Below are 23,561 nucleotides of genomic sequence, written 5' to 3'. Positions count from 1 at the left end.
GCGCAGGGAGCAGGTGGCGCGGTCGGCGGTGGACGGCTGGCGGTACAAGGTGGTCTGGAAGCCCGTGGCCCAGGACCCGCGCGCCGTCGACCTGACCGGTACCTGGCTGCTCGTCGTGCCGGAGGGACACCCCGGCACCGACCTCGTCATCTCCCTCTCGGGCGGTCTGACGGCCCACGGCGCCGAGGTGACCACCCTCGAAGTGGCCGCCGGCGTCGACCGGGAGCGGCTCACCGACCTGCTCGGCGGTGTCGTCGGCGACGACGGTGGCGCGCGGCCGGCTGGTGTGCTGTCCCTGCTGGCGCTGGACGAGTCGCCGTACGCTCCGGGCAGCGCGCTCGACAACGGGCTCGCCCTCACCACCGCCCTGGTGCAGGCGCTCGGGGACGCGGGTGTGGCCGCGCCGCTGTGGATCGCCACCCGGGGCGCGGTGTCCACGGGCCGTGCCGACCGGCCGGCCGCGCCCGTCCAGGCGCAGGTGTGGGGGCTCGGCCGGATCGCCGCTCTGGAGTACCCGCAGCGCTTCGGCGGGCTGGTGGACCTGCCGCCGGAGCTGGACGACCGTGCCCTGGCCCGGCTGGTCGCCGCCCTGTCCGGAGCCGCCGAAGAGGACCAGGTGGCCATACGGGGTTCCGGGCTCTTCACACGGCGGCTGGTACGGGCGGCCGCGCCGGCCGATCCCGCGTCCACCGGCTGGGAGCCGAACGGCACCGTGCTGGTGACCGGGGGAACCGGGGGCGTGGGGGCCCATGTCGCCCGCTGGCTGGCCCGCAACGGCGCCGGTCATCTGCTGCTGGCCGGACGCCGGGGCCCGGACACGCCCGGCGCGGCCGAACTGGAGGCCGAGCTGACCGGGCTCGGCGCCCGGGTCTCGCTCGTCGCGTGCGATGCCGCCGACCGCGACCAACTGGCCGCGCTGCTGGCCGCCGTACCCGAGGACCAGCCGCTCACCGCGGTCGTGCACGCGGCCGGGGTGCTCGACGACGGAGTGCTGGACGGCCTCACCCCCGAGCGGGCGGAGACCGTGCTGCGGCCCAAGGTGGCGGCCGCACTGCATCTGCACGAGCTGACCCGGGACCTGGAACTGGACGCGTTCGTGCTGTTCTCCTCGCTCGCCGGCACCCTCGGCGGCCCCGGGCAGGGCAGTTACGCCGCCGCCAACGCCTTCCTCGACGCGCTGGCCCGGCAGCGGCACGCCGACGGGCTGCCCGCCACGTCGGTCGCCTGGGGCGCTTGGGGCGGCGGCGGTCTGGCCTCCGGCGAGACCGGCGAGCGGCTGGCCCGTTCCGGCATGCCCGCCATGGATCCCGAGTCGGCCCTGACCGGGCTGCAGCAGGCCGTGTCCGCCGGGGAGCCGGTGCTGGCCCTGGCCGACGTACGGTGGGAGACCTACGCGTTCGCCCACTCCGACCGTGCCCCGCGGGTCCTCGCCGACCTCCCCGAGGTGCGGGAGGCCCTCGCGGCGCGTACCGTGCCCCTGGCGGACGGCGGTGACGGCAACGCGCTCACGGCGCGCCTCGCGGGCCTGCCGTACGACGAGCAGCGGCGCGAACTCCTCGGGCTGGTACGGACCTTGGCCGCCGCGGCGCTCGGGTACCCCGGCGCCGACCAGGTCGACGAGGAGCGGGCCTTCCGCGACCTCGGCTTCGACTCGCTCACCGCGGTGGCCCTGCGCAACACCATCGCCGAGAGCACCGGCCTCCGGCTGCCGGTCACCCTGGTCTTCGACCACCCCACCGCCGTCGCGCTCGCCGCGAAACTGCACGCCGACCTGTTCGGCGCAGCCGTCCCGTCCGGTGCGACCGGCCCGGCACCGGCCGCCGCGTCCCGGCCGGCCGCGACGGACGACGACCCGGTGGTGATCGTGTCGATGGGCTGCCGTTACCCCGGCGGGGTGGACGGCCCGGAGGAGCTGTGGAGGCTGCTGGCGCGGGGCGGTGACGCCGTGTCCGCCTTCCCGGAGGACCGGGGCTGGGACCTCGAGGGCGCCTTCGACCCCGACCCGGACCGTCCGGGCACCTTCTACGCCCGCGGCGGGGGATTCCTGTACGACGCGCACCACTTCGACCCGGAGTTCTTCGGGATGAGCCCGCGCGAGGCGCTGGCCGTGGACCCGCAGCAGAGGCTGCTGCTCGAGACGTCGTGGGAGGCGTTCGAGCGGGCCGGCATCGACCCCAGGACCCTGCGCGGCAGCAGCACCGGGGTGTTCGTCGGCTCCAACTACCACGACTACGGCTCCCGGGTGCAGCACGCCCCGAAGGACTTCGAGGGCTATCTGGCCACCGGCAGCGCCGGCAGCGTGGCCTCGGGGCGGATCTCGTACACCTTCGGCCTGGAGGGCCCGGCCGTCACCGTCGACACCGCCTGCTCCTCGTCCCTGGTGGCCCTGCACATGGCCGCCCAGGCGCTGCGCGCCGGTGAGTGCACCATGGCGCTGGCCGGCGGGGTCACGGTGATCTCCTCGCTGGACACCTTCATCGAGTTCAGCCGGCAGCGGGCGCTGTCCGCGGACGGCCGCTGCAAGGCGTTCTCCGAGGACGCCGACGGCGCGGGCTGGGCCGAGGGCGTCGGTGTCGTGCTGCTGGAGCGGCTCTCCGACGCCCGCCGCAACGGCCACCCCGTCCTCGCGGTGCTCGCCGGTTCGGCGGTCAACCAGGACGGCGCCAGCAACGGCCTCACCGCGCCGAGCGGCCCCGCGCAGCAGCGCGTCATCCGGCAGGCCCTTGCCGCCGCCGGGCTCGCCCCCGCCGACGTGGACGCCGTCGAGTCGCACGGCACCGGCACCCGGCTCGGTGACCCCATCGAGGCGCAGGCGCTGATGGCGACGTACGGTCAGGACCGGCCGCAGGACCGGCCGCTGTTCCTCGGCGCGCTGAAGTCGAACATCGGGCACACACAGGCCGCCGCCGGTGTCGGCGGTGTGATCAAAATGGTGCTCGCGATGCGGCACGGGATGCTGCCCCGCACCCTGCACGCCCAGCGCCCGTCGACCCGGATCGACTGGACCGAAGGGGCGGTGTCGCTGCTGACGGAGGCCGTCGCGTGGCCGCAGGCCGGGGGACGGCCGCGCCGGGCCGGTGTGTCGGCGTTCGGCATCAGCGGCACCAACGCCCATGTGATCCTGGAGCAGCCGCCCGCCGAGTCCCCTCGGCCGGCCAGCGAGGACGGCCCGTCACCGGAAGGAGCGCCCGTCCCGGTGGGCCCCGGCGGTGCCGTCGTCCCCTGGGTGCTCTCCGGCCGCGGCGCCGACGCCCTGCGCGCCCAGGCCGTCCGGCTGCTCGCCCATCTGGAGGACCCGGAGCGGCAGGAGACCGCCGCGCCCGTCGACATCGCGCACTCGCTCGCCCTCGGCCGGGCCGGATTCGACCACCGGGCGGCCGCCGTCGGCCGTGACCGGGACGAACTCCTGGCCGCCGTCAGGGCGTTGGCCGAGGACCGGGAGGCCCCCGGGCTGGTGCGCGGAGTGCGGCGCCGTGGCGGGCGCACCGCGTTCCTCTTCAGCGGTCAGGGAAGTCAGCGCCCGGGGATGGGCCGTGACCTGTACGCCGCCCACCCCGTGTTCGCCGACGCCCTCGACGCCGTCTGCGCCGAACTCGACCGCGAACTCGAACGGCCCCTGAAGGAGGTGATGTTCGCCCCGGCCGGTTCGCCCGACGCCGAGCTGCTCGACCGCACCGCCTACACCCAGGCCGGGCTGTTCGCCCTGGAAGTGGCCCAGTTCCGGCTGCTGGAACACTGGGGTCTGCGACCGGACCTCGTCGTCGGCCACTCCATCGGCGAGCTGGCCGCCGCCCATGTCGCCGGGGTGTTCGACCTCGCCGACGCCTGCCGTCTGGTCGCCGCACGCGGCCGGCTGATGCAGCAACTTCCGGACGGCGGGGCCATGCTGGCCGTGCAGGCGGGCGAGACGGAGGTCGCGCAGGCCCTGCGGACCTACGAGGACCGGGTGTCCCTCGCCGCCGTCAACGGGCCGGCCTCCGTGGTCGTCTCCGGCGACGAGGAGGCCGTGGAGGAACTCGCCCAGGCGTGGCGCGAGGCCGGCCTGCGCACCAAGCGGCTGACCGTGTCGCACGCCTTCCACTCGCCGCGGATGGAACCGATGCAGGCCCGCTTCGCCGCCGTCGCCCGCGAGACGACGTACGCGCCCCCGAGCGTTCCCGTCGTCTGCGACCTCACCGGTGAACTCGCCGACTCCGGGCAGCTGGAGGACGTCGAGTACTGGGTCCGCCATGTCCGCGCCACGGTCCGCTGGGCCGACGCCGTCGCGACCCTGGAGCGGCAGGGGGTGACCGCGTACCTCGAACTGGGCCCCGACGCGGTGCTCACCGCCATGACCCGGGACTGTCTCGCCGAACCGCAGGCCGCCGTCGTCACTCCGCTGCTGCGCCGCGACCGGCCCGAGGAGACCGCGCTCACGACCGCCCTCGCCACCCTTCACGTGCACGGCGCGGGCCCCGACTGGGCCGCGTTCTTCGCCGGCCGTCCGGTGCGCCGGGCCGATCTGCCGACGTACGCCTTCCAGCGCGCCCGGTACTGGCTCGACGCCGAACCCCGCGTGCCGGACCTCGCCGCGGCGGGGCTCTCCGCCGGCGAGCATCCCCTGCTCGCGGCGGGCACGACCCTGGCGGGCGGCGACGGCTACCTGCTCACCGGACGGCTGTCGCTCAGCAGCCACCCCTGGCTCGCCGACCACGCGGTCTCCGGCGCCGCGATCCTGCCCGGCACCGCCTTCCTGGAGCTGGCGCTGCTGGCGGCCGACCGGGTCGGCTGTGCCGCCGTCGACGAACTCACCCTGGAGGCACCGCTCGTGCTGCCCGAACAGGGTGCCGTCCACCTCCAGGTCACCGTCGGCGAACCCGGCGAGCAGGGAGTGCGCGGGGTGACCGTGCACTCCCGGCCGGACGACGCGGCGGACGACGAGCCCTGGACCCGTCACGCGCTGGGACAGCTCGGCACCACGGCCGACCCGGCGGACCCGGCGGTCGACGTCCCGGTCGGGCCGTGGCCGCCGCAGGGCGCCGAGGAGATCGCGGTGGACGGGATCTACGACCGCTTCGCCGCGGGCGGCTTCGGCTACGGACCCGCGTTCCAGGGGCTGACCGCCGCCTGGAGGCTCGGCGAGGAGGTGTACGCCGAGGTCGAACCGTCCGCCGGGGTCGCCGCCGACGCCGGCGGGTACGGGCTGCACCCGGCCCTGCTGGACGCCGCCCTGCAGACCGTCGGACTGACCGCCGGCGCCGCCTCAGGGACCGCGCTCATGCCCTTCAGCTGGACCGGCGTACGCCTGCACGCGCCCGGAGCGGGTGCGCTGCGGGTGCGTCTCGTACCGGCCGGACCCGACACGGTCGCGCTGACCGTCACGGATCCCGCCGGCAGCCCCGTCGCCACGGTCAGCCGGCTGACCCTGCGTCCGCTGCCCGCCGGGCAGCTCGGGGACGCCCGTGCCGCCGCCCGTCATCTCCACGAACTGGAGTGGGTGACACCCGCCGCCGCCCCCGCCCGGACCGCCTCCACCGGCTTCGCCGTCCTGGACGGCGACGTCGACCCCGCCCTCGGGGAGGCCCTGACGGCCGCCGGGCTCGCCGCCGCACCCCACCCCGACCTCGCCGGCCTCGCCCACGCCGTCGCCGCGGGCGGTCTTCCGGTGCCCGGGACGGTGCTGGCCGCCGTGCCCGGCCTCGCTGACGACGAGGCGGGCCTGCCGGCCGGAACCGACCTGGCCGCCGCGGTGCGCCGGACGACCGGCCGTGTGCTGCGGCTGCTGCAGGACTGGCTCGCCGACGACACCTTCAACGCGACGCGGCTGGTGCTCGTCACCCGGCACGCCGTGACCGTGCACGACGGCGACCGGGCGCCCGACCCGGTGGCGGCGGCCGTCTGGGGTCTGGTGCGCACGGCGCAGACCGAGAACCCGGAACGGTTCGTGCTCCTCGACTGGGACGGCGCCCAGGAGTCGTACCGGGCGCTGTCCGCCGCGGCCCGCCACGAGGAACCGCAGATCGCCCTGCGCAAGGGCGAGTCGCGGGTGCCGAGGCTGGTCCGTGCCCGGCTGACCTCGACGGCGGACGGCGGCACCGGCACGCTGCTCGACCCGGACGGCACGGTCCTGGTCACCGGGGCCACCGGCGCGCTCGGCGGCCTCCTCGCCCGGCACCTGGCCGGCCGGCACGGTGCCCGGCACCTGCTGCTCGCCGGCCGCCGCGGCCCCGCCGCGCCCGGTGCGCGGGAACTCCTCGACGACCTGACCGCGCTCGGTGCCCGGGCCGAACTCGTCGCCTGCGACACCTCCGACCGGGAGGCGCTGGCCGCGCTGCTCGCCACGGTCCCCGCGGAGCACCCGCTGACCGCCGTGGTGCACACCGCCGGCGTCCTCGACGACGGCGTCATCGGCTCCCTCACCCCGGAGCGGCTCGACACGGTGCTCGCCGCCAAGGCCGACACCGCGCTGCATCTGCACGAGCTGACGAGGGACAGCGAGCTGCGCGCCTTCGTGCTCTACTCGTCGCTCGCCGGTGTCCTCGGCGGCTCGGGGCAGGGCAACTACGCCGCGGCCAACGCCTTCCTCGACGCCTTCGCCCGGCAGCGGCGCGCCCACGGTCTGCCCGCCCAGTCCCTGGCGTGGGGCCTGTGGGAGGAGCGGTCGGCCATGACGGGCAAGCTGGACCAGGCCGACCTGGTGCGGATGGCGCGCGGCGGAGTCGTCCCGATCCCGTCCGAGCAGGCCCTCGGCCTCTTCGACGCCGCCGTGGCCACCGACCGGGCCGTGCTGGTCCCGGCCCGCTTCGACACGGCCGGGCTGCGGACGCCCGACGGGGAGGTCCCGGCCCTGCTGCGGTCCCTCGTCAAGCCCGCCCCCGGCCGGCGCGAGGCCGCCGCCGACGGGGCGGCGCCCGCCGAGCGGCTGCGCCGCAGGCTCGCCGAGCTGGACGCCGAGGCGCGCCTCGCGGTGCTGGCGGATCTCGTCCGCGACCACGCGGCGGCCGTCCTCGGCTACGCCGACTCCGAGGCGGTGGACCCCGAACGCGGCTTCCTGGAGATGGGCTTCGACTCGCTGACCGCCGTCGAGCTGCGCAACCGGCTCAACTCCGCCACCGGGCTCCGGCTGCCGGCCACCCTGCTGTTCGACTACCCGACGCCCCTCGGGCTGGCCCGTCACCTGCGGGCCGAGACCGCGCCGGGCGCCGCGGCGGCCGTACAGCCGATGCTGGCCGAACTCGACCGGATGGAAGGCGTGCTGGCGGAGATCGCCGGTGACGAGACGGCGCGTTCCGCGCTGGCCGACCGGCTGCGCGGGCTGCTGTCCGCACTGGACACGGCGGTGCCCGCCACGACCGCGGTGACGTCCGCCGCGCACGGCCCCGGTGGGTCCCCGGAGACGGAGGTCGAGGAGCGCATCGACGCGGCCAGCGACGACGACCTCTTCGACTTCATCGACAAGCAGTTCGGATCCGCCTGACGGGACGACGGCGGCGGACCGCGGTCCCTTCTTCCGGGACGGCGGGGACGGCGGGGCCGGTGCGTTCCGGCCCCGCCGGCCCGCTGGAGGGTGCACGGCTCGGACACGGTGAGGCCGGACTCCGGTCCGCCACCGCCGAGTTGCGCGCCCGCATGCCGTCATGGGGTCCCTCCCGCCGCCGACGGGACGTCGGGCGCCGCCCGAGATATAGGGCTTCACCTAACACAAGCCGAGATCGGCGGATGTGAGCCGGTGTTCGGTGAATGGTTGAGCTCGGGCCGCTTTCCGGTCCCGGTGCGGCCATCGGGCTGTGAAAGGAGCTGGAGGCCATGGAACGAGCGGCAGTCGTCGCCGGACTCGGGGGCTGGGTTCCCCCCACCGTCGTCACCAACGACCAGCTGGCGGAGGTCCTCGACACCAGCGACGAGTGGATTCACCGCCGTACCGGCATCCGGGAGCGCCGCTGGGTCTCGCCGGGGCAGTCCACCGGCGACCTGGCCGTGGAGGCCGGACGGCGGGCCCTGTCGTCCGCCGGGCTGGAGGGCGTCGACGCGGTGGTCCTCGCCACCAGCTCCCCGGACCGGCACTGTCCCGCGACCGCGCCCGAGGTGGCCGCCCGGCTGGGACTGGGCCCGGTCCCGGCGTTCGACGTGGCGGCGGTGTGCACCGGTTTCGTGTACGCCCTCGCGACGGGCGCCGGAATGGTCGCGCTGGGCGCCGCCCGGAGCGTGCTGGTCGTCGGCGCGGACGCGTTCTCCACGCTCCTCGCCCCGGACGACCGCTCGACCCGGGTGATCTTCGGTGACGGCGGTGGCGCGGTGGTGCTGCGCACCGGGTCGCCCACCGAGCCCGGTGCGCTCACCGGGCTGAACCTCGGCAGCGACGGCAGCCTCAGCGATCTGATCGAGGTGCCGGCCGGCGGGTCCCGGCAGCGGTCCACGGGGCTGCCCGCCAAGACCGAGGACACCTACTTCACCATGCAGGGGCAGACCGTCTACGCGCAGGCGGTACGGCGGATGGCGGAGTCGGTGCGGGAGACCGCCCGGCGCACCGGATGGGACCTCGCCGAGATCGACTCCTTCGTGCTGCACCAGGCCAACGCCCGGATCCTCGAAGCGGTCGCCCGGCGGCTCGGCCTGCCGCCGGAGCGGTTCCTCTCCAACATCGAGGTGCGGGGCAACACGGTCGCCGCCTCGATTCCGCTGGCCCTGGCCGACGGAGTCGCCTCCGGTGAGCTGCGCCCCGGGCACAAGGTGGTGCTGGCCGGCTTCGGCGGCGGCCTCACCTGGGGATCGATGGCTCTGGTCTGGCCCCGCCTCGCCCCGCACCGGACGGCGTCGCCGGCACCCGCGGCCGCCTCCGCCGGGACGGACACCGGCACGCCCTGATCACCGCGCCGACGCCCGAGGCCCCACCACCAGGTCACCAGGAGGAACGTTGGACGCGCAGTCGATCGTCGCCCAGTTGCTGACGCCTGAGGGACGAGCCGATCCCTACCCGCTGTACGAGCGCGCCCGCGAACTGGGACCCGCCGTGCCGGCCGGTGACGGCCTGCTGCTGGTCAGTGGCTACGAGGCCTGCCGGCAGGCGCTGCGCAGCCCGGGCCTGGGCGCCGACATCGCTCTCGTGACCTGGGGCGCCGACCTCGCCGGACACCCCTCGCTGGCCCTGCTGAGCCGGTCCCTCCTGGTCGCCAACCCGCCCCACCACGGGCGGCTGCGTTCGTCGATGGCCCAGCTCTTCACCGCCCGGCGGGTCGCGGCCCTGGAAGCGGGTGTCGCCGGCATCACCGACGCCCTGCTCGACACCCTCGCGGAGGCCGGCTCCACCCCTCTGGACTTCATGGACGCCTTCGCCTTCCCCCTGCCCGCCCACGTCATCTGCGACCTGCTGGGAGTCCCCGTCGAGGACCGGCACCGCTTCCGGGGCCACGCCGCCGACCTGATGGCCACGCTGGAACTGCTCGCCGACCCCTCCGGCCTCGAAGCCGCCGACCGTGCGGCGCTCGAGGTCCACCGGTACTTCACCGAGCTGGCCGACAAGCGACGGGCCGAGCCGCGCGACGACCTGGTCACCACCATGGCGACGGCGCGCGACGAGGGAGTGCTGCACGACGACGAGGAGCTCGTGGCGAACCTCGCCAGTCTGCTGCTGGCCGGATTCGAGACCACCACCCACCTCCTCGGCAACGGCCTCAAGCTGCTGTTCGAACACCCCGCGACGATGGCCGGCCTGCGTACCGGAACGGTCCCGGTGCAGGGATTCGTGGACGAGGTGCTGCGCCACGACTCACCGGTGCAGGTGAGCAACCGGATCGTGCTGACCGACGGTGTCCGCGTCGGGGGCGTGCCGGTGCCGGCGGGCAGTCATGTGGTGCTCCTCCTGGGCGCCGCCAACCGCGATCCCGCCCGATACGAGGACCCGGACCGCTTCGACCCCCACCGTCAGGACATCCAGCCGCTCAGCTTCGGCGGGGGAGCGCACCACTGCCTCGGCGCCATGCTGGCCCGGCTGGAGGCGGCCACCGCTTTCAGCCGACTGCTCGCGCGGTTCCCCGCTCTGCGCCCGGCCCCCGGGGCGGGTCCGGTCCGCCGTGACCGGCTTGTCCTGCGCGGTCACCAGAGCCTGCCGGTCGTCCTGACCTGAGTCCGAACGACCGTCGCTTTTCAGCGAAGTTGTCACCGCGCCCCCCTCGAAAGGTTTCGCCCGGCCCCGCCGTGAGAACTTCCGGTGAGGTCGAGCGCAAGCCAAGCGAAGGAATCACGTTGTCGCTCACCACGGAATCCGAACGCCAGTCCCTCGGCGTTCTGTCGCCCTCCAGTGAGGAGTCCCTGATCGCCCGGTGCGCCGGCGGAAAAGGCAGAAACCTGCACGCCCTGACCACGGCCGGCTTCCAGGTGCCGGACTGGTCGGTGATCGGCCTCGACGTCTTCGCCGGCTTCTCCCGGAGCGGCGGACTCGACGACCGGCTGGCCCGGCTGCTCGCCGACGGCCGGGACACCACGGCCGGGCGGGTCGCCGCCGAGATCGCCGCCCTGATCGAGGCGACACCCCTCGACGAGCGCACCGCCTCGGCCATCGCCCTGGCCTACCGGCAGGCCGGCGGCGGCCTGGTCGCGGTCCGCTCGTCCGGACAGGAGGAGGACGGCACCGAACACTCCTTCGCCGGCCAGTTCGACAGCTACCTCAACGTCCGCGGCCTCGACCAGGTCATGGCCCACGTCCGCCGGTGCTGGGCCTCCGGATTCTCCGAGCGGTCCCTGCTCTACCGGGCACAGCGCGGACTGCCGCCCGGCACCGCGGGCGTCGCCGTCGTCGTCCAGCGCATGGTGCCCGCCGAGCGCAGCGGCGTGCTCTTCACCGCCGATCCGACGACCGGCCGGACCGACCGCCATGTGGTCAGCGCCGTCCACGGGCTGGGGGAGGGGCTGGTCTCCGGGGCGGTCGACGCCGACACCGTCGTCCTCGACGCCACCACCGGCGAACCGCTGAGCACGGTGATCGGCGACAAGCAGGAACGCTACGACGCCGGCGCCGGACCGGGCTGCCGGGTGTCGCCGGTCGCCGACGAGGACCGCGAGGCGCTGTCCCTGACCGCCGACGACCTCGCCCTGCTGCACGCGGCCGGGGTCCGCGCGACCGAGCACTACGGCGCCCCGCAGGACATCGAATGGGCCATCGCCGACGGCACCCTCTGGCTCCTGCAGAGCCGCCCCGTCACCACCCTCGGCCGAGATCCCGGCACCGCGCAGGAACCCGAGGGGGAGCTGCGGATCTGGGACAACTCCAACATCATCGAGAGCTTCAGCGGCGTCGTCTCCCCGCTCACCTACAGCTTCGCCGCCGACACCTACGCCAAGGTGTACGAGAGCTACGCCCGCGCGCTCGGCGTCAGGGGCGAGCAGCTGCGCGAGGTCCAGGAGTGGACCCCGCACCTGCTCGGCTATGTCCACGGGCGGGTCTACTACAACCTGTACCACTGGTACCGCATGGTGCGCCTGGCACCGCTGTACCCGCTCAACCGCCGGGTGCTGGAGAAGTCGCTGGGCGTCGCGGAGAGCATCTCCGACGAGACCGCCGACGCACTGCACCCCTTCACACCCCGGCCCGGACTGCGCGGCCGTCTCTCGCGGTCGGCCCGAACGGCCGTGTTCGCCAGGCGCTTCCTGACCATCGGGAGGTCGGTGGAGATCTTCCACCGGGACTTCTACCGGGCGTACGAGGTCTTCAACAACGTCGACTACGACGCGCTGCCCGGCGACGAGACCTATCGCCGCTTCCGCCGGCTGCAGAGGGAACTCATCGAGAAATGGGGCCCCATGCAGGCCCTGGACGCCACGATCCTGCTCTCCGTCGGCCTGCTGGCCCTGCTCACCCGCCGGTGGCTGCCCGACGCCCCCGAGTGGTTCACCTGGGCCGCGGCCGCACCCGGCGGCGACGTCGAATCCGCCGAACCGGCCTGGGCGCTGGCCGAACTGGCCGCGACGGTGCGCGCGGACGACGAGGCGCGGCACCTGCTGGAGCACACCCCCGACGCCGACGCCTACCAGGCGCTGGCCGAGGCCGGCCACACCGGCGTCGTGGCCGCCGTCGACGCCTACGTCGCCTCCTACGGCTACCGCAGCCCCGACGAACTCAAGCTCGAGGTCCCCGACCTGTACGAGAACCCGGCCGGACTGTTCACCCTGCTGCGCGACGCCCTGCCCGAGACCCGGGGCGGCGGCGCCGGCGAGCACCGCGGCGAGGCCGACGCGTACCTCGACCGGCATCTGCGCGGTCCCCGCCGCTGGGTGTACGAGCGGGTGCGGCGCAAGGCCCGGGCCGCGCTCACCGACCGGGAACGGCTCAGGTTCTGCCGCACCCGCGCCTTCGGCGCCGCGAAACGCATGCTGCGCGCCCTGGGCCGCGACCTCGCCCGCAAGGGCGCCCTCAGCGCCTGGGACGACGTGTTCATGCTGCGTCTGGAGGAGGTCCGGGGCGCCTACGAAGGCATGATCGCCCATACCGAACTGAAGGAACTGGCCGCCCTGCGAAGGACACAGCTCGCCGCGGACGCCGAGCTCCACGCGCCGGCCCGCTTCACGACCCGAGGCGCCCCGTACTGGTCGGGCAACCTGGAACGGGCCGGCTGGAACAGCGGACCCGCCGCCCGCAGCGGCGCCCGCGAACTGCGCGGCACCCCCTGCTGCCCCGGAGTCGTCGAAGGCTCCGCGGTGGTCACCGACACCCCCCGTGACATCGGCGGCGGCATCCTGCTCACCTACCGCACCGACCCCGGCTGGGTGGCCGCGCTGCCCTCGGCCGCCGCCCTGGTCATCGAACGCGGCAGCCCGCTGACCCATGTCGCCGTCGTGGCCCGGGAACTGGGGATCCCGACGGTGGTGCAGGTCAGGAACGCCACCACCGAGATCCGCACCGGCAGCCTCCTGCGCGTCGACGGCGCCGCCGGCACGGTCACCGTGCTCGCCGACCCGCCCGACGGCGGCGCGGCCGCCGAGACCCCGGACACCCCCAGGACGGAGACACACCCGTGATCCTCACCGAGGGCCAGCTGCAGGACCTGCTCGACAAGTCGCTCGCCGAACTCCCTCCGGGCGCCGACTGGGCGGTGGTGCTCGAAGGCTCCATCGCGGAGGGTTTCGGCAACCCCTCCTCCGACATCGACTTCCTGCTCATCGCGCGGTCCGAAGCCGACCTGCCCACCATGCCGTCGCTGCTCTTCGTCGACGGCCGCCGGGTGGAGATCCGCACCCGGTCGGTCCGACAGCTCACCGACCAGTTCCGCGCCCTGGAGGAGGGCGCCGGGCGACCGGGCCGGCTCTCCGAGGACCTGCTCAACCGGTGCCAGCGCCTGCTCAACAGCCACCCGCTGCGCGGCCACGCCCTGGTCGACCAGGTCAAGGCGATGCTGCCGGCGGAGCGGTTCGCCCGGATCGCCGCCGACTGGTGGGCGCACCAGGCCCGGCAGTCCCTGCGGCACGCGATGGCGCTGCTGTGCCTCGGCGAGACCGACGAGGCGGTCGACTGGACCCGCGCCGGACTCGTCCAGACGATCAAGTCGTGGGCGGCCGGACAGGGCGAGACGTACCTCGAACCCAAGTGGCTGTCCATGCAGCTCGACCGAACCGACCGCCCCGACGTGCGCGACCGCTACTGGGAGCTGGAGACGGCCGCCCCCGCACCGGGCGACGCCGACGCGGCCCGCGCGCACCTCACCGCCTGCCTCGCCTTCGCCGGCGAACTCGGCCTCACCGGCGTCCCCTTCCGGCCCGAGCGGCTCACCGTCGAACGCGTCGCCGGGGTGACCACCTGGCAGACCGACGAGCGCGTGCACGTCGTCCGAGGCCGGCGCGAGGTGTTCGCCCTCGGCGAGCGCGCCGGAGCGGTCTGGCGCTCCCTCGTCCTGGGCCGGCCGCTGCCCCAGGTCCTGGCCGCGGCCTCGGACACCGGCGTCGCCCGACCCGGCCCGCTGCTGGCCGCGTTCGTGCGCTACGGGCTGATCCGGCTGGCCTGGAAGGGCGGCGGCACCGTCACCCCGACGCTGCCGCTCGCCGCGCCCCCCGGCCCCGTCACCCCGCCGCCGTCCACCGCGCAGCCGCTGCTGTCGGTGCGCGGCGCGGCCGTCACCGGCCCCGACGCCATCGACCTGGTGCCGCTGCCCGCCGAGCGGTTCGCCGCCGCCACCATGGCCCTGGTGTGGTCCAACGTCGTCGTCGAGAACGCCGTCGAGGACCTGACCGGGGCCCTCCAGCGCGGACAGTGGCGGGTCGCCGAACTCACCGCCCGCCGCGCCGTGCACGCAGCGCTGCGCGGCCTGTTCAGCGCGTACGGCGTCAACCCGCTGCCCGCCGACTCCGACCTGGTCCGCCGTGTCGACCTGCTGCCGCCCGCCGCCCGGCACTTCCGCGCCCGCGCCGAGGAACTGCTGCGCCGCACCATCGACTCGGCGGAGCTCGGTGACGACGTCCTCGCCGAGCTGCGCGACTACGTCGCCCTGGTGCGGGGCACGGCGGGCGCCGACGCCTTCCCCCTCTCCTTCGACTCGGCGGACACCTGGCGGGCCACGCTGGAACTCGGCTACGACTGGCTGCGCATCGGCGCCTACCTCGACGCGGAACTGCCCCTCGAGGAAGCCCGTGACCTGCTCGCCAGCAACGGGGCCCAGCCCCACCAGGCCGCTTGAGCACGCCGCCGACCCACCCCTCCTGGAGGATCGACCGATGGCCGACACGATGACGGTGCTGGTGACCGGCGCCAGCGGCTTCGTGGGCGCGGAGGTGACCGCCCGGCTCACCGGCGCGGGCCACACCGTGCTCACCCTGCTGCACAGCAACGGCGACATCGTCCGCAACAACGGCAGGAAACTCGCCCCCGGCCCGGGCACCCTCACCCGGATCACCGGTGACGTCACCCGTCCCGGCCTCGGGCTCACCGAGGACGACCGGCGGCTCGTCGCCACCGCCGACCGGATCGTGCACTGCGCCGCCGTCACCGACTTCGGACTGCCCGAGGAGCGGTACGAGAGCATCAACGTCGCCGGCACCCGGCACGTCCTGGACCTCGCCCTGGCCCACCGCACCCCGCTGGTGCACGTCAGCACGGCCTATGTGTGCGGGGAGCGCGACGGGGTGGCCCTGGAGGACGAGCTCGACGTCGGCCAGCAGCCCGGCAACGGCTACGAGAAGAGCAAGCTGGCCGCGGAGACCCTGGTCCGCAAGGCCGCCGCGGAGGGCCTGCCGGTGGCGGTGGTACGCCCCAGCATCGTCACCGGCGCCGCCCGCACCGGCCGCTCCCGCGACTTCAAGACCGTCTACCCCGTGCTCAAGATCATCACCAGGGGCCTGGTGCGCACCGTACCGGGCCACTACGACGCCGCCCTGGACCTCGTGCCGGTCGACCACGTCGCCGACCTGGTGACGGAGGCCACCACCCGCTTCGAGGGCGCCGAGGGCCTCACCCTGCACGCGGTCGGCCAGACACTGACCCTGCGGGACTTCTCCGACGTCCTCGCCGAGTACCCGTCCTTCCGGGTGGCCAGGTTCGTCCCCCCGGCCGCGTTCTCCGCGTCGGCCCTGTCCGACCGCGAACGCCCCTACTACGACCGTGTCATCTCCCTCTACGACACCTACTTCCGGCGCCGCATCCGCTTCGACGACAGCCGGGCCGCCGCCTTCAGCGGCCGTCCGGCGTACGCGGGCGGACGCCCGTATCTGCGCCGCCTCCTCGACCACTGCCTGAAGGTCGGCTACCTCGGTGCGCCCCCGCCCCGGGAACCGACCGCCGCCCGGAAGAACGGGAGCACCCCGCGATGACCCACTCCGACCACCCCGAGCCGGCGTACGGCATCCCCGTCTCGCCCCTGCTCACCTGCCACCCCGGGAAGCAGCGGCTCTACGGAGCGGACACCTACTACCAGGAGAGCTACGAACAGCTCGCCGCCCTCACCGACGACGTCACCGGCTTCGCCCATCGCCACGCCGCGCTGCTGCTGAAGCCCGACGCCGTGGTGACGCGGACGCTGGACGCGGCCGTGGAGTGGCTGGCCGAACAGGACTTCCGGATCGTCGGCGCGGCGACCACCCGGCTGACCCGGACCATGATCCGCTCCCTGTGGTACTTCCAGTGGAACCTCGCCACCCCCTACCGCAGGCGGCTCGCCGCGCTCTTCCTGGAGGACGCGGACGCCCTCGTCCTGCTCGTCCGCCCCGGGCGCGACAGCGACATCCCGGCCTCGGTCCGCCTCACCGCGCTGAAGGGCCCCACCGACCCCGAGGCCCGGGTGCCCGGCCAGCTCCGCCATCTGCTCGGCCGCTACAGCTACCTGCTCAACCTCGTGCACACCCCCGACGAACCCGCCGACGTGCTGCGCGAGCTGGCCGTGCACTTCGGCCACGCCGCACGTGACCGCCTCTTCCGCTCCGCGCTGGCGGGCGAGGACCGCACCCCGCACGCCCTGGACCTGGCCGACGAGCTGTACACCCACACCAAGCCCCGGGACCTCGACTTCGAGCCCGCCGCCGAACGCCTGCGCGCCGCACTCGCCGGCCGGCCCGGTCTCGGCCCCGACGCCACCCCGCGTCACCTCCTGGAGCACGCCTGGGAGCACGGCCTCGACATCGATCCGTGGGACACGGTCATCGTCGGATCCAAGGTGCTCCCCATGCGGCAGCCCGGTCGCGCACCGGTGCTGGACGGGGCCGGCGTCGACCAGTGGCGCCGCCACCTGGACGCCCTCCGCGGCGCCCTGAACTGAACGAGGAGCCGCCATGCAGTTCGCCCGGACACTCCCGAAGGAGCTGGTGCACCGGGCAGCGATCGCCGAGGTCTTCCTGACCGACGCGGAGCGCCACGGCGAGGACGAGATGCGGCTGGCCGCACAGCTTCCCCGCCTGCACCCCTTCTACGACGACGTCCTCGGCCCCCGCACCCATCACGACCCCCTGCTGTTGCTGGAGGCCTGCCGCCAGGGCATCTTCGTGGTGGCCCACCGCTACCTCGACATACCCCTCGGCCACAAGTTCCTGTTGCGGGCGGTCGAGTACGAGGTGCCCGAGCCCGCCGCCCTGGTCCGCGGCGACACCCCCGCGGAAGCGGTCATCGGCGTCCGCGTCGAGCACCGGACGCGCGACCGGACCGGGGTGACCGGGCTGCGGCTGCGGTTCACCGCGGCCATCGGCACCCGCCAGGCCCTGCTGGCCCGCATCGACTACGTGTGGATGCGACCGCAGGCGTGGACCCGTCTGCGAGCCGGGCAGCGGCGCGCCCTCGGCCTGTCCGATCCCCCCGTCGCGCTGCCCGGACGCCCCCTCGACCCGGGCCGGGTCGGCCGGCGCAACCGGGCCAACGCGGTGATCACGCCCCCGCACACCGCCCACGACGGCGTCCGCACCGCCCGCCTGGTCGCCGCGACCACGCACCCCACGCTCTACGACCACTGGGTCGACCACGTCCCCGGCATGCTGGAGCTCGAGGCCTTCCGGCAACTGGCCCTGACCGCCGCCCTGGTCGACGGCGCGGTGCGCGCGCCCACGGCGCTGCCCGTCCGCCTCCGGGCCCGCTTCCGCCGCCTGGCCGAGATGGACCTGCCGCTGGAGTGCAGGACCGCCCCGGTGGTGCCGGGAGCCGACATCGAGTGCACCCTGCACCAGCCAGGGGCGCTGGTCGCCGAGGCCCGCATCGGGTTCGCCGACCGCGACCCGGCCGGCCCTGCGGGCGCCCTCGCGAGCCTGGCGGCCCACGCCCGTGTCTGAGCCGCCCGCCACCACCGAAGACACCGGACCCCGTACCCGGGACAGGGGATGTCCCGCGGTGAGCACCGTCGCCGTGTCCCGCGTCCCCGCCCGGCTGGGCCGGTTCGTGCTGCGCATGTTCCGGCCCCACGTCTACGCCACCTACGGCCTGCTGTGGGTCCTCGCCCTGGAGGGCTCCGCCGTGTCCCTGACCGGCACGGCCTGGCGGCCCTCCGGCGCCACCTGGGTACGGGTCGTCAGCGTCGTCCTCGCGCTGCTGTTCCTGCGGATGCTGGACGAGCAGAAGGACTTCGCGTACGACCGTGTCCACCACCCGGACCGGCCGCTGGTCACCGGCGCGATCACCGTCGCCGAACTGCGCGGCGCGATGGCCGCCCTCACCGCGGTGGCGGCCGGCCTGAACGCCGCGCTGTCCGCCACGGCCGTCCTGCTGATCCTGGCCGCCCTCGGCTACGGCCTGTTCCTCGCCGCCCTGGAACGCCTCTCGGCGGCGGTACGCGACCGGCAGCTGCTCAACCTCGCGGTCACCTACCCGGTGCAGGTCCTGCTCGGCGTCTATGTGTACGGATCCCTGGCCGCCGCCGGGACCGTCACGGCCGACCGGCGCGGAGCGCTGCTGCTCGTCCTGTGCGCCTGTGTGTTCCTGCACTTCGAGTTCGCCCGCAAGACCGCCTGGGAGGCGGAGCCCGGCGCACGCCTGTACTCGGCCGACCTCGGCCCCCGGGGCAGCGCGGTGGTCACCGTCGCGCTCGCGGCCGGGGCGGTCGTCTGCCAGGTCGTCCTGTTCGCGCCGGACGGCGCGCTCGGGCTGCTGCCCTGTCTGACGGCGGTCCTGCCGGCCTGGGGCGCCCGGCGGTTCCTGACCGCGCGCCGCGGCGGCTGGCCCCTGCTCACCGCGACGGCCTTCGTCGTGACCACGTACCTCGCCCTGGCCGTCCGGGCGGTGGTGCTGCCGTGACCGCTCCGCCTCCCCTGTCGGGCGAGGAACTGCTGACCACGACCCGCTGCGTACGGCGCGGCCTGGACCTGGAACGCCCGGTGGACCCGGAACTGGTCAAGGACTGCCTGCGCGTCGCCCTGCAGGCCCCCAACGGCAACAACCGCCAGAGATGGCACTGGCTGATGCTCACCGATCCGCGGATCCGCGCCGGCGTCGCCGAGGTCTACCGGGCCGCCTTCGAGGACCGCAACGGCGCGGCCCTGCGCCGGCTGGACGAGCAGCCCGAGGGGATCCGCTCCGTACTGAGCGGCGCCCGGCTGCTGGCCGAGCGGCTGCACCGGGTGCCCGTCCTGGTCATCCCCTGCCTCGAACCGGCCGACGGCCGGCTGCCGGAGGGCAACCAGGCCGGGTTCTGGGGGTCGTTGCTGCCCGCGGCCTGGAACTACGCGCTGGCCGCCCGCAGCCGGGGCCTGGTGACCGCCTGGACGGCCGTCCATCTGGACCGCGAGCGGGAGGTCGCCGACCTGCTGGGCCTGCCGCCCACCGTCCGCCAGGGCGCCCTGCTGCCGACGGCGTATCCGCTGCGCACCACCTTCCGCCCCGGGCCCCGGCGGCCGCTCGAAGAAGTCCTGCACCACGACGGCTGGCAGGGCGGCCACCGCGCCTGACGCCCGGACGTCGGGCGCGGGCGGGGAGAACGTCCGGGGCTCTCCGCCCGCGCCCACGCGGCGGAGAGCCCCGGACGTCGTCCGTCAGCGCCGGATCACCCTTCGTTCCACTTGAAGAACCGCAGCGTCACCCCGGTCACCACGGCGGCGAAGGCGAGCATGCCGCCCATCGTGGGCAGCACGTCCAGCACCCCGCCGCCCCGGCTGAGCACCGACTCGCCGCCTTCCACGAGGTAGTGCAGCGGCATCACGTACGACACCGCCCGCACCCACTCCGGGGCGCTGTCCAGCGAGAAGAACGATCCGGACAGCAGCGACATCGGCAGCACCAGCAGCTGGGCGAGACCGCCCGCGGACTCCTCGGTCCTGGTGAGCGAGCCGATGAGCAGGCCCAGCGACATCAGGGCCAGCGTCCCGCACACCACCAACGGCACCACCAGCCACCAGTTGCCGGTCAGCTGGAGACCGAAGTACGGCAGGGTCGCCACCGCCAGGAACAGGGCCGTCTGCGTGAGTGCCATGAGCATGGTCATGGAGATCCGGGCGGCCACCACCTCCCAGGGGCGGATCGGCGACAGCTGCATCCGCTGGAGGATCTTCTTGCGGCGCAGCGTCACCAGCGTCAGGGCGGTGCTGAACACCGCGCTGGTGGCGACGGCGAAGCCCAGCAGACCAGGCGTCAGGTACTGGATGGGCTTGACCGATTCGTCCTCGACCTGACTGGCCTTCAGCGTGTACTTGGCGGTCATCCCGGTCGCGGCCAGGTTCGCCTGCTCCAGCACCGCGTTCAGGGTCGCGCGGGCCGAAGCCCCCTTGACCGAGTCCGCCAGACTGTAGCGCAGCACGACGGTGTCACCGTCCTGCTCGACCAGCGCATCGTAGTCCCCCTGGCGCACCTTCTCCAGCGCCGCAGACTCGCTCGTCACCTTGGTGATCGTGGCGGCCTTGGACAGCTGGTCCCGCTGGGATCCGGTGAGCGAGTCCAGCACCTGCACCTCGCCGACCTGGGCCACCTTGATGTGCGAGGTCCCGTCGCTCTTGAACAACGAGCCGAACAGCATCAGGAACAGGATGGGGAAGATCATCAGGAAGAAGATGGTGCCCTTGTCCCGCAGGACGCTCAGGATCATCGCCCGGGCCAGCTCGCGGATCGGGTTCAGCCGTCTGTCCTTCACCGGGCCCTTGCCGCCCGGACCGGCCTTGACCGCCGCCTTCTCCCGCTCCGCCGGGGCCTTCGCGTCCGTTCCGGAGGAGCGAGAGGACGTCTCGTCGATACTCACGCGCGGTACTCCCGTCCGGTCAGCTGGAGGAAGACGTCCTCCAGAGTGGCGCCGCGCACCTGAAGGCTGCGCAGCGCCCGGTGGTCGGCCAGGATCGACAGCACCGGCCCGGGGGAGTGGGTGGCGATCGACAGCGTGATCCCGTCGTCCTCCACCACCGCGTTCTCCACCCCGGCCGCCACCAACCCGCCGCGCAGCGTGTCCGCCTTGACCAGCCCGGACTCCACACTCACCCGCACCATGTCGTCGAGCTCGCGGATCAGGGCCGCAGGCGCGCCCGTCTTGAGCACCCTGCCCTTCTCCATCACCGACACCCGGTCGCAGAGCATCTCGGCCTCGTCCAGGTAGTGCGTGGTGAGAACCAGGGTGCGGCCCTCCTCGTTGACGTCCCGCAGCAGGTCCCAGAGATTGCGGCGGGCCTGCGGGTCCAGACCGGCGGTGGGCTCGTCCAGGAAGACGATCTCCGGGTCGTGCACCAGACCGCAGGCGATCGACAGCCGCTGCGCCTGGCCGCCGGAGAGCTTGTCGGCCGGCACGGCGCCGAACTCGGTGAGGCCGACCCGCTCCAGCATCGCGTCGGCCTGCCGGACACCGACCCGGTAGAAGGACGCGAACAGGCAGATGGTCTCGCGCGTGGTGAGCTTGTCGAAGAACGACGACGCCTGGAACTGCACGCCGATCCGTCTCAGCAGCCTGGGATTGCGCGGCCAGGGGCTCTCGCCGAACAGCTCGATCCGGCCCTCGTCGGGCTCGCGGACGCCCTCCAGAATCTCCAGAGTGGTCGTCTTCCCCGCGCCGTTGGGACCCAGGATGCCGTAGAACTCGCCCGCCTCGATGTGCAGCGAGACTCCGTCGACGGCCTGGATGTCCCCGTACCGCTTGCGGACGCCGTCCGCGACGATCGCCGCCGTCATGACGCGTACGCCCTGACCGTGCGGGGCCGTGAGCCGGCCCCGCCGCACATGAACTGAAGGTCCATCACTCGACTGTCGTCTCTCCGTGATCGGTTGAGGGATCGGGGCCGGGCCGGGGGGAGTGACAGGGCGCTGTGAACGCGTCCACCGCAGGTCGGCCGGGCAGGGCCGAACCGCGGCGCGAGCGGGTGGGCCCAAGGGCGGTTCGGAACCTCCACACCAGCACAGCCGCGACGGCCGGGGCCACCAGCGGCGCCGAAGACTAGGGAATCGCCCCTACTCCCGGGCCCGTAGAGGGGAACACGCCGTTCCGGCGTCGGCCGCCGACCGTAGGTTCGACGCGCAGAGCCCCATGTGCCTTCCACCGCGAACCCCACAGGATCGAGGAAGCGACGATGCCCCCCACCGCCCGGGACGAGGCGACCCACCGCGACGGCGGGTACCGGCCTCCCGGGGCCACCCCCCGTACCCGCATCCCCGCCGGACCGCCGGCGGCCACCCCGCTCCCGCCCCTGGCCCTGCTGCCGGTGTGCGCCCTCGCCTGCGTCACCGCGGCCCTGCTGCTGCTCACCGCGGACCGCTTCGGCTACTTCAGCGACGAGCTGTACTTCCTCGCCGCCGGCCGCAGCCCCGCCTGGGGATACGCCGACCAGCCGCCGTTGCTGCCGCTGCTGGCCCACGCCCTCGACACCGTGTCCCCCGACTCACTGCCCGTGCTGCGCGCACCGGCCGCGGCCCTCACCGCGCTCGGCGTGCTGACCGCCGCCCTGACGGCCCGGGAACTGGGCGGCCGGCGCGCGGCCCAGCTCGCCACCGCCGGTGCGTACGCCGTCTCACCGGTCATGCTGCAGATGGGCCATCTGCTCATCACCGCCACCCTGGACATCTTCCTGACCACGGTCGGCGTCTGGCTGCTGGTGCGCTGGGTCCGCACCCGGCGTGACCGGCTGCTGCCCCTGCTCGGCCTGACCGCCGCCGTCTCCCTCCAGGTCAAGTTCCTCAGCGTCGGCCTCTGGGCCGTACTGTTCGTGGCCCTGCTCCTCGCCGGGCCCCGGGACCTGCTGCGCCGCCCGCTGCTGTGGGCCTCGGCGGCCGGAGCCCTGCTCACCGCCGTACCGGGACTGCTGTGGCAGGCCCGCGCCGGCTGGCCGCAACTGGCCATGACCGAGGTCATCGCCCAGGAGGTCGCCGCCGAGGAGGGCGGCCGGGCGATGTTCCTGCCGACGGTCCTCTCGGCCGCCGGACTGGCCGGCGCGGTCCTCCTGTGCTGCGGGCTGGGATGGCTGCTGGTCGCGCGCCGGGCCCGCCCCTACCGGTTCCTCGGGCTGACCTTCGCCGGACTGTGCGCCTGCTACCTCGTCGTCCACGGACGGCCGTACTACGTCGCCGGGCTGTTCGCCGTCCTGTGGGCGGCCGGCGCCACCGCACTGCAGGGTCTGCGCGCCACCCGCCCGCGCGTGTGGTCGACGGCCGTGGTCTACCTGGTGTCGGCGGTCCTGGCGGTGCAGGTGCTGCCGCTCTACCCGGTCCAGCGGCTCTCCCGCTCCTCCGCCGACCGGCTGGCGATGGAGACCGTCGGCTGGCCCGACCTGGCCGCCTCGGTGGCCCGTGTCCACCGCCGGCTGCCCGCCGACCGGCGCCGCCGGGCCCTGCTGATCACCGACCGGTACGACCAGGCGGGCGCCCTCGACCGGTACGGCCCGGGGCTCGGCCTGCCGCGGCCGTACAGCGGCCATCGCGGCTACTGGTACCTGCGCCGCCCGGCCGACGACACCGCGACCGTGGTCTTCGTCGGAGCGGACGCCCGCTTTCTCCGGCGCTTCTTCACCAGCGTGCGCCGGCGCGGCACGGTCACCAACGCGGACCGGGTGCACAACCTCACCTGGGGCACCCCCATCTGGGTCTGCGACGGACTGCGCCGGCCCTGGCGCACCACCTGGCCCCGGATGTCCCACCTGAGCGCCTCCTCGGCGACGCGGTAGCTCCGGCGGCGCGCCGGAGCCGGCACCGCGGGCCGCCCCTGTCCGGGACGGCCCGCGGTGCCGGCCACGGG

Annotated in this window: 13 protein-coding genes; 11 read left to right on the top strand and 2 right to left on the bottom strand. The window is 74.4% G+C overall.

Features of this window, described 5'->3' with window-relative positions:
* The first annotated feature begins 13 nt into the window (after positions 1 to 13).
* The 10 genes from ACFY2L_RS38575 to ACFY2L_RS38530 all read left to right on the top strand — a co-directional run bounded on the left by ACFY2L_RS38575 (position 14) and on the right by ACFY2L_RS38530 (position 19,314).
* Positions 14 to 7,456, top strand: coding sequence for an SDR family NAD(P)-dependent oxidoreductase (locus ACFY2L_RS38575; RefSeq protein WP_390824668.1), 7,443 nt, complete (start codon positions 14 to 16; stop codon positions 7,454 to 7,456).
* A 329-nt stretch (positions 7,457 to 7,785) separates the two neighbouring features.
* Positions 7,786 to 8,844, top strand: coding sequence for a beta-ketoacyl-ACP synthase III (locus ACFY2L_RS38570; RefSeq protein WP_390657081.1), 1,059 nt, complete (start codon positions 7,786 to 7,788; stop codon positions 8,842 to 8,844).
* 49 nt (positions 8,845 to 8,893) lie between these two features.
* On the top strand, positions 8,894 to 10,102 hold the full coding sequence (locus ACFY2L_RS38565; protein WP_390824667.1) for a cytochrome P450: 1,209 nt from the start codon (positions 8,894 to 8,896) through the stop codon (positions 10,100 to 10,102).
* Positions 10,103 to 10,221: 119 nt separating this feature from the next.
* Positions 10,222 to 12,990 carry a phosphoenolpyruvate synthase gene (locus ACFY2L_RS38560; RefSeq protein ID WP_390824666.1) on the top strand — a complete coding sequence of 923 codons (2,769 nt, stop codon included), beginning with the start codon at positions 10,222 to 10,224 and terminating at the stop codon, positions 12,988 to 12,990.
* Positions 12,987 to 14,639 (top strand): hypothetical protein, encoded by a 1,653-nt coding sequence (locus tag ACFY2L_RS38555; RefSeq protein WP_390824665.1) that lies wholly within the window; start codon positions 12,987 to 12,989, stop codon positions 14,637 to 14,639. The genes ACFY2L_RS38560 and ACFY2L_RS38555 overlap by 4 nt, the downstream gene beginning before the upstream one ends.
* Before the next feature lie 37 nt (positions 14,640 to 14,676).
* Complete coding sequence (locus ACFY2L_RS38550; protein WP_390824664.1) at positions 14,677 to 15,768, top strand: SDR family oxidoreductase; 1,092 nt, start codon at positions 14,677 to 14,679, stop codon at positions 15,766 to 15,768.
* The gene (locus tag ACFY2L_RS38545; RefSeq protein WP_390657086.1) at positions 15,765 to 16,709 is read left to right on the top strand and encodes a nucleoside-diphosphate kinase; all 945 of its coding nucleotides are present in this window, start codon (positions 15,765 to 15,767) and stop codon (positions 16,707 to 16,709) included. Before ACFY2L_RS38550 ends, ACFY2L_RS38545 begins: the two co-directional genes overlap by 4 nt.
* Positions 16,710 to 16,722: 13 nt before the next feature.
* Positions 16,723 to 17,706, top strand: a complete 984-nt coding sequence (locus ACFY2L_RS38540; RefSeq protein WP_390824663.1) for a ScbA/BarX family gamma-butyrolactone biosynthesis protein — start codon at positions 16,723 to 16,725, stop codon at positions 17,704 to 17,706.
* Positions 17,707 to 17,764: 58 nt separating this feature from the next.
* On the top strand, positions 17,765 to 18,664 hold the full coding sequence (locus tag ACFY2L_RS38535) for a hypothetical protein (RefSeq protein ID WP_390657088.1): 900 nt from the start codon (positions 17,765 to 17,767) through the stop codon (positions 18,662 to 18,664).
* Positions 18,661 to 19,314: a nitroreductase family protein gene (locus ACFY2L_RS38530; RefSeq protein ID WP_390657089.1), complete on the top strand. Its 654-nt coding sequence runs from the start codon at positions 18,661 to 18,663 to the stop codon at positions 19,312 to 19,314. The genes ACFY2L_RS38535 and ACFY2L_RS38530 overlap by 4 nt, the downstream gene beginning before the upstream one ends.
* A 95-nt stretch (positions 19,315 to 19,409) precedes the next feature.
* Here ACFY2L_RS38530 and ACFY2L_RS38525 read toward each other — a convergent pair whose 3' ends face one another.
* Positions 19,410 to 20,594: an ABC transporter permease gene (locus ACFY2L_RS38525; RefSeq protein WP_390657090.1), complete on the bottom strand. Its 1,185-nt coding sequence runs from the start codon at positions 20,592 to 20,594 to the stop codon at positions 19,410 to 19,412.
* Positions 20,591 to 21,508, bottom strand: a complete 918-nt coding sequence (locus tag ACFY2L_RS38520) for an ABC transporter ATP-binding protein (RefSeq protein ID WP_390824662.1) — start codon at positions 21,506 to 21,508, stop codon at positions 20,591 to 20,593. The genes ACFY2L_RS38525 and ACFY2L_RS38520 overlap by 4 nt, the downstream gene beginning before the upstream one ends.
* A 395-nt stretch (positions 21,509 to 21,903) precedes the next feature.
* Here ACFY2L_RS38520 and ACFY2L_RS38515 point away from each other — a divergent pair, with 395 nt between their 5' ends.
* Complete coding sequence (locus tag ACFY2L_RS38515) at positions 21,904 to 23,490, top strand: ArnT family glycosyltransferase (protein ID WP_390657092.1); 1,587 nt, start codon at positions 21,904 to 21,906, stop codon at positions 23,488 to 23,490.
* The last annotated feature ends 71 nt before the right edge of the window (positions 23,491 to 23,561 follow it).

Source organism: Streptomyces sp. NPDC001381, from assembly GCF_042895685.1.
Classification (GTDB): domain Bacteria; phylum Actinomycetota; class Actinomycetes; order Streptomycetales; family Streptomycetaceae; genus Streptomyces.
This window is presented reverse-complemented; position numbering and strand designations above follow the sequence as displayed.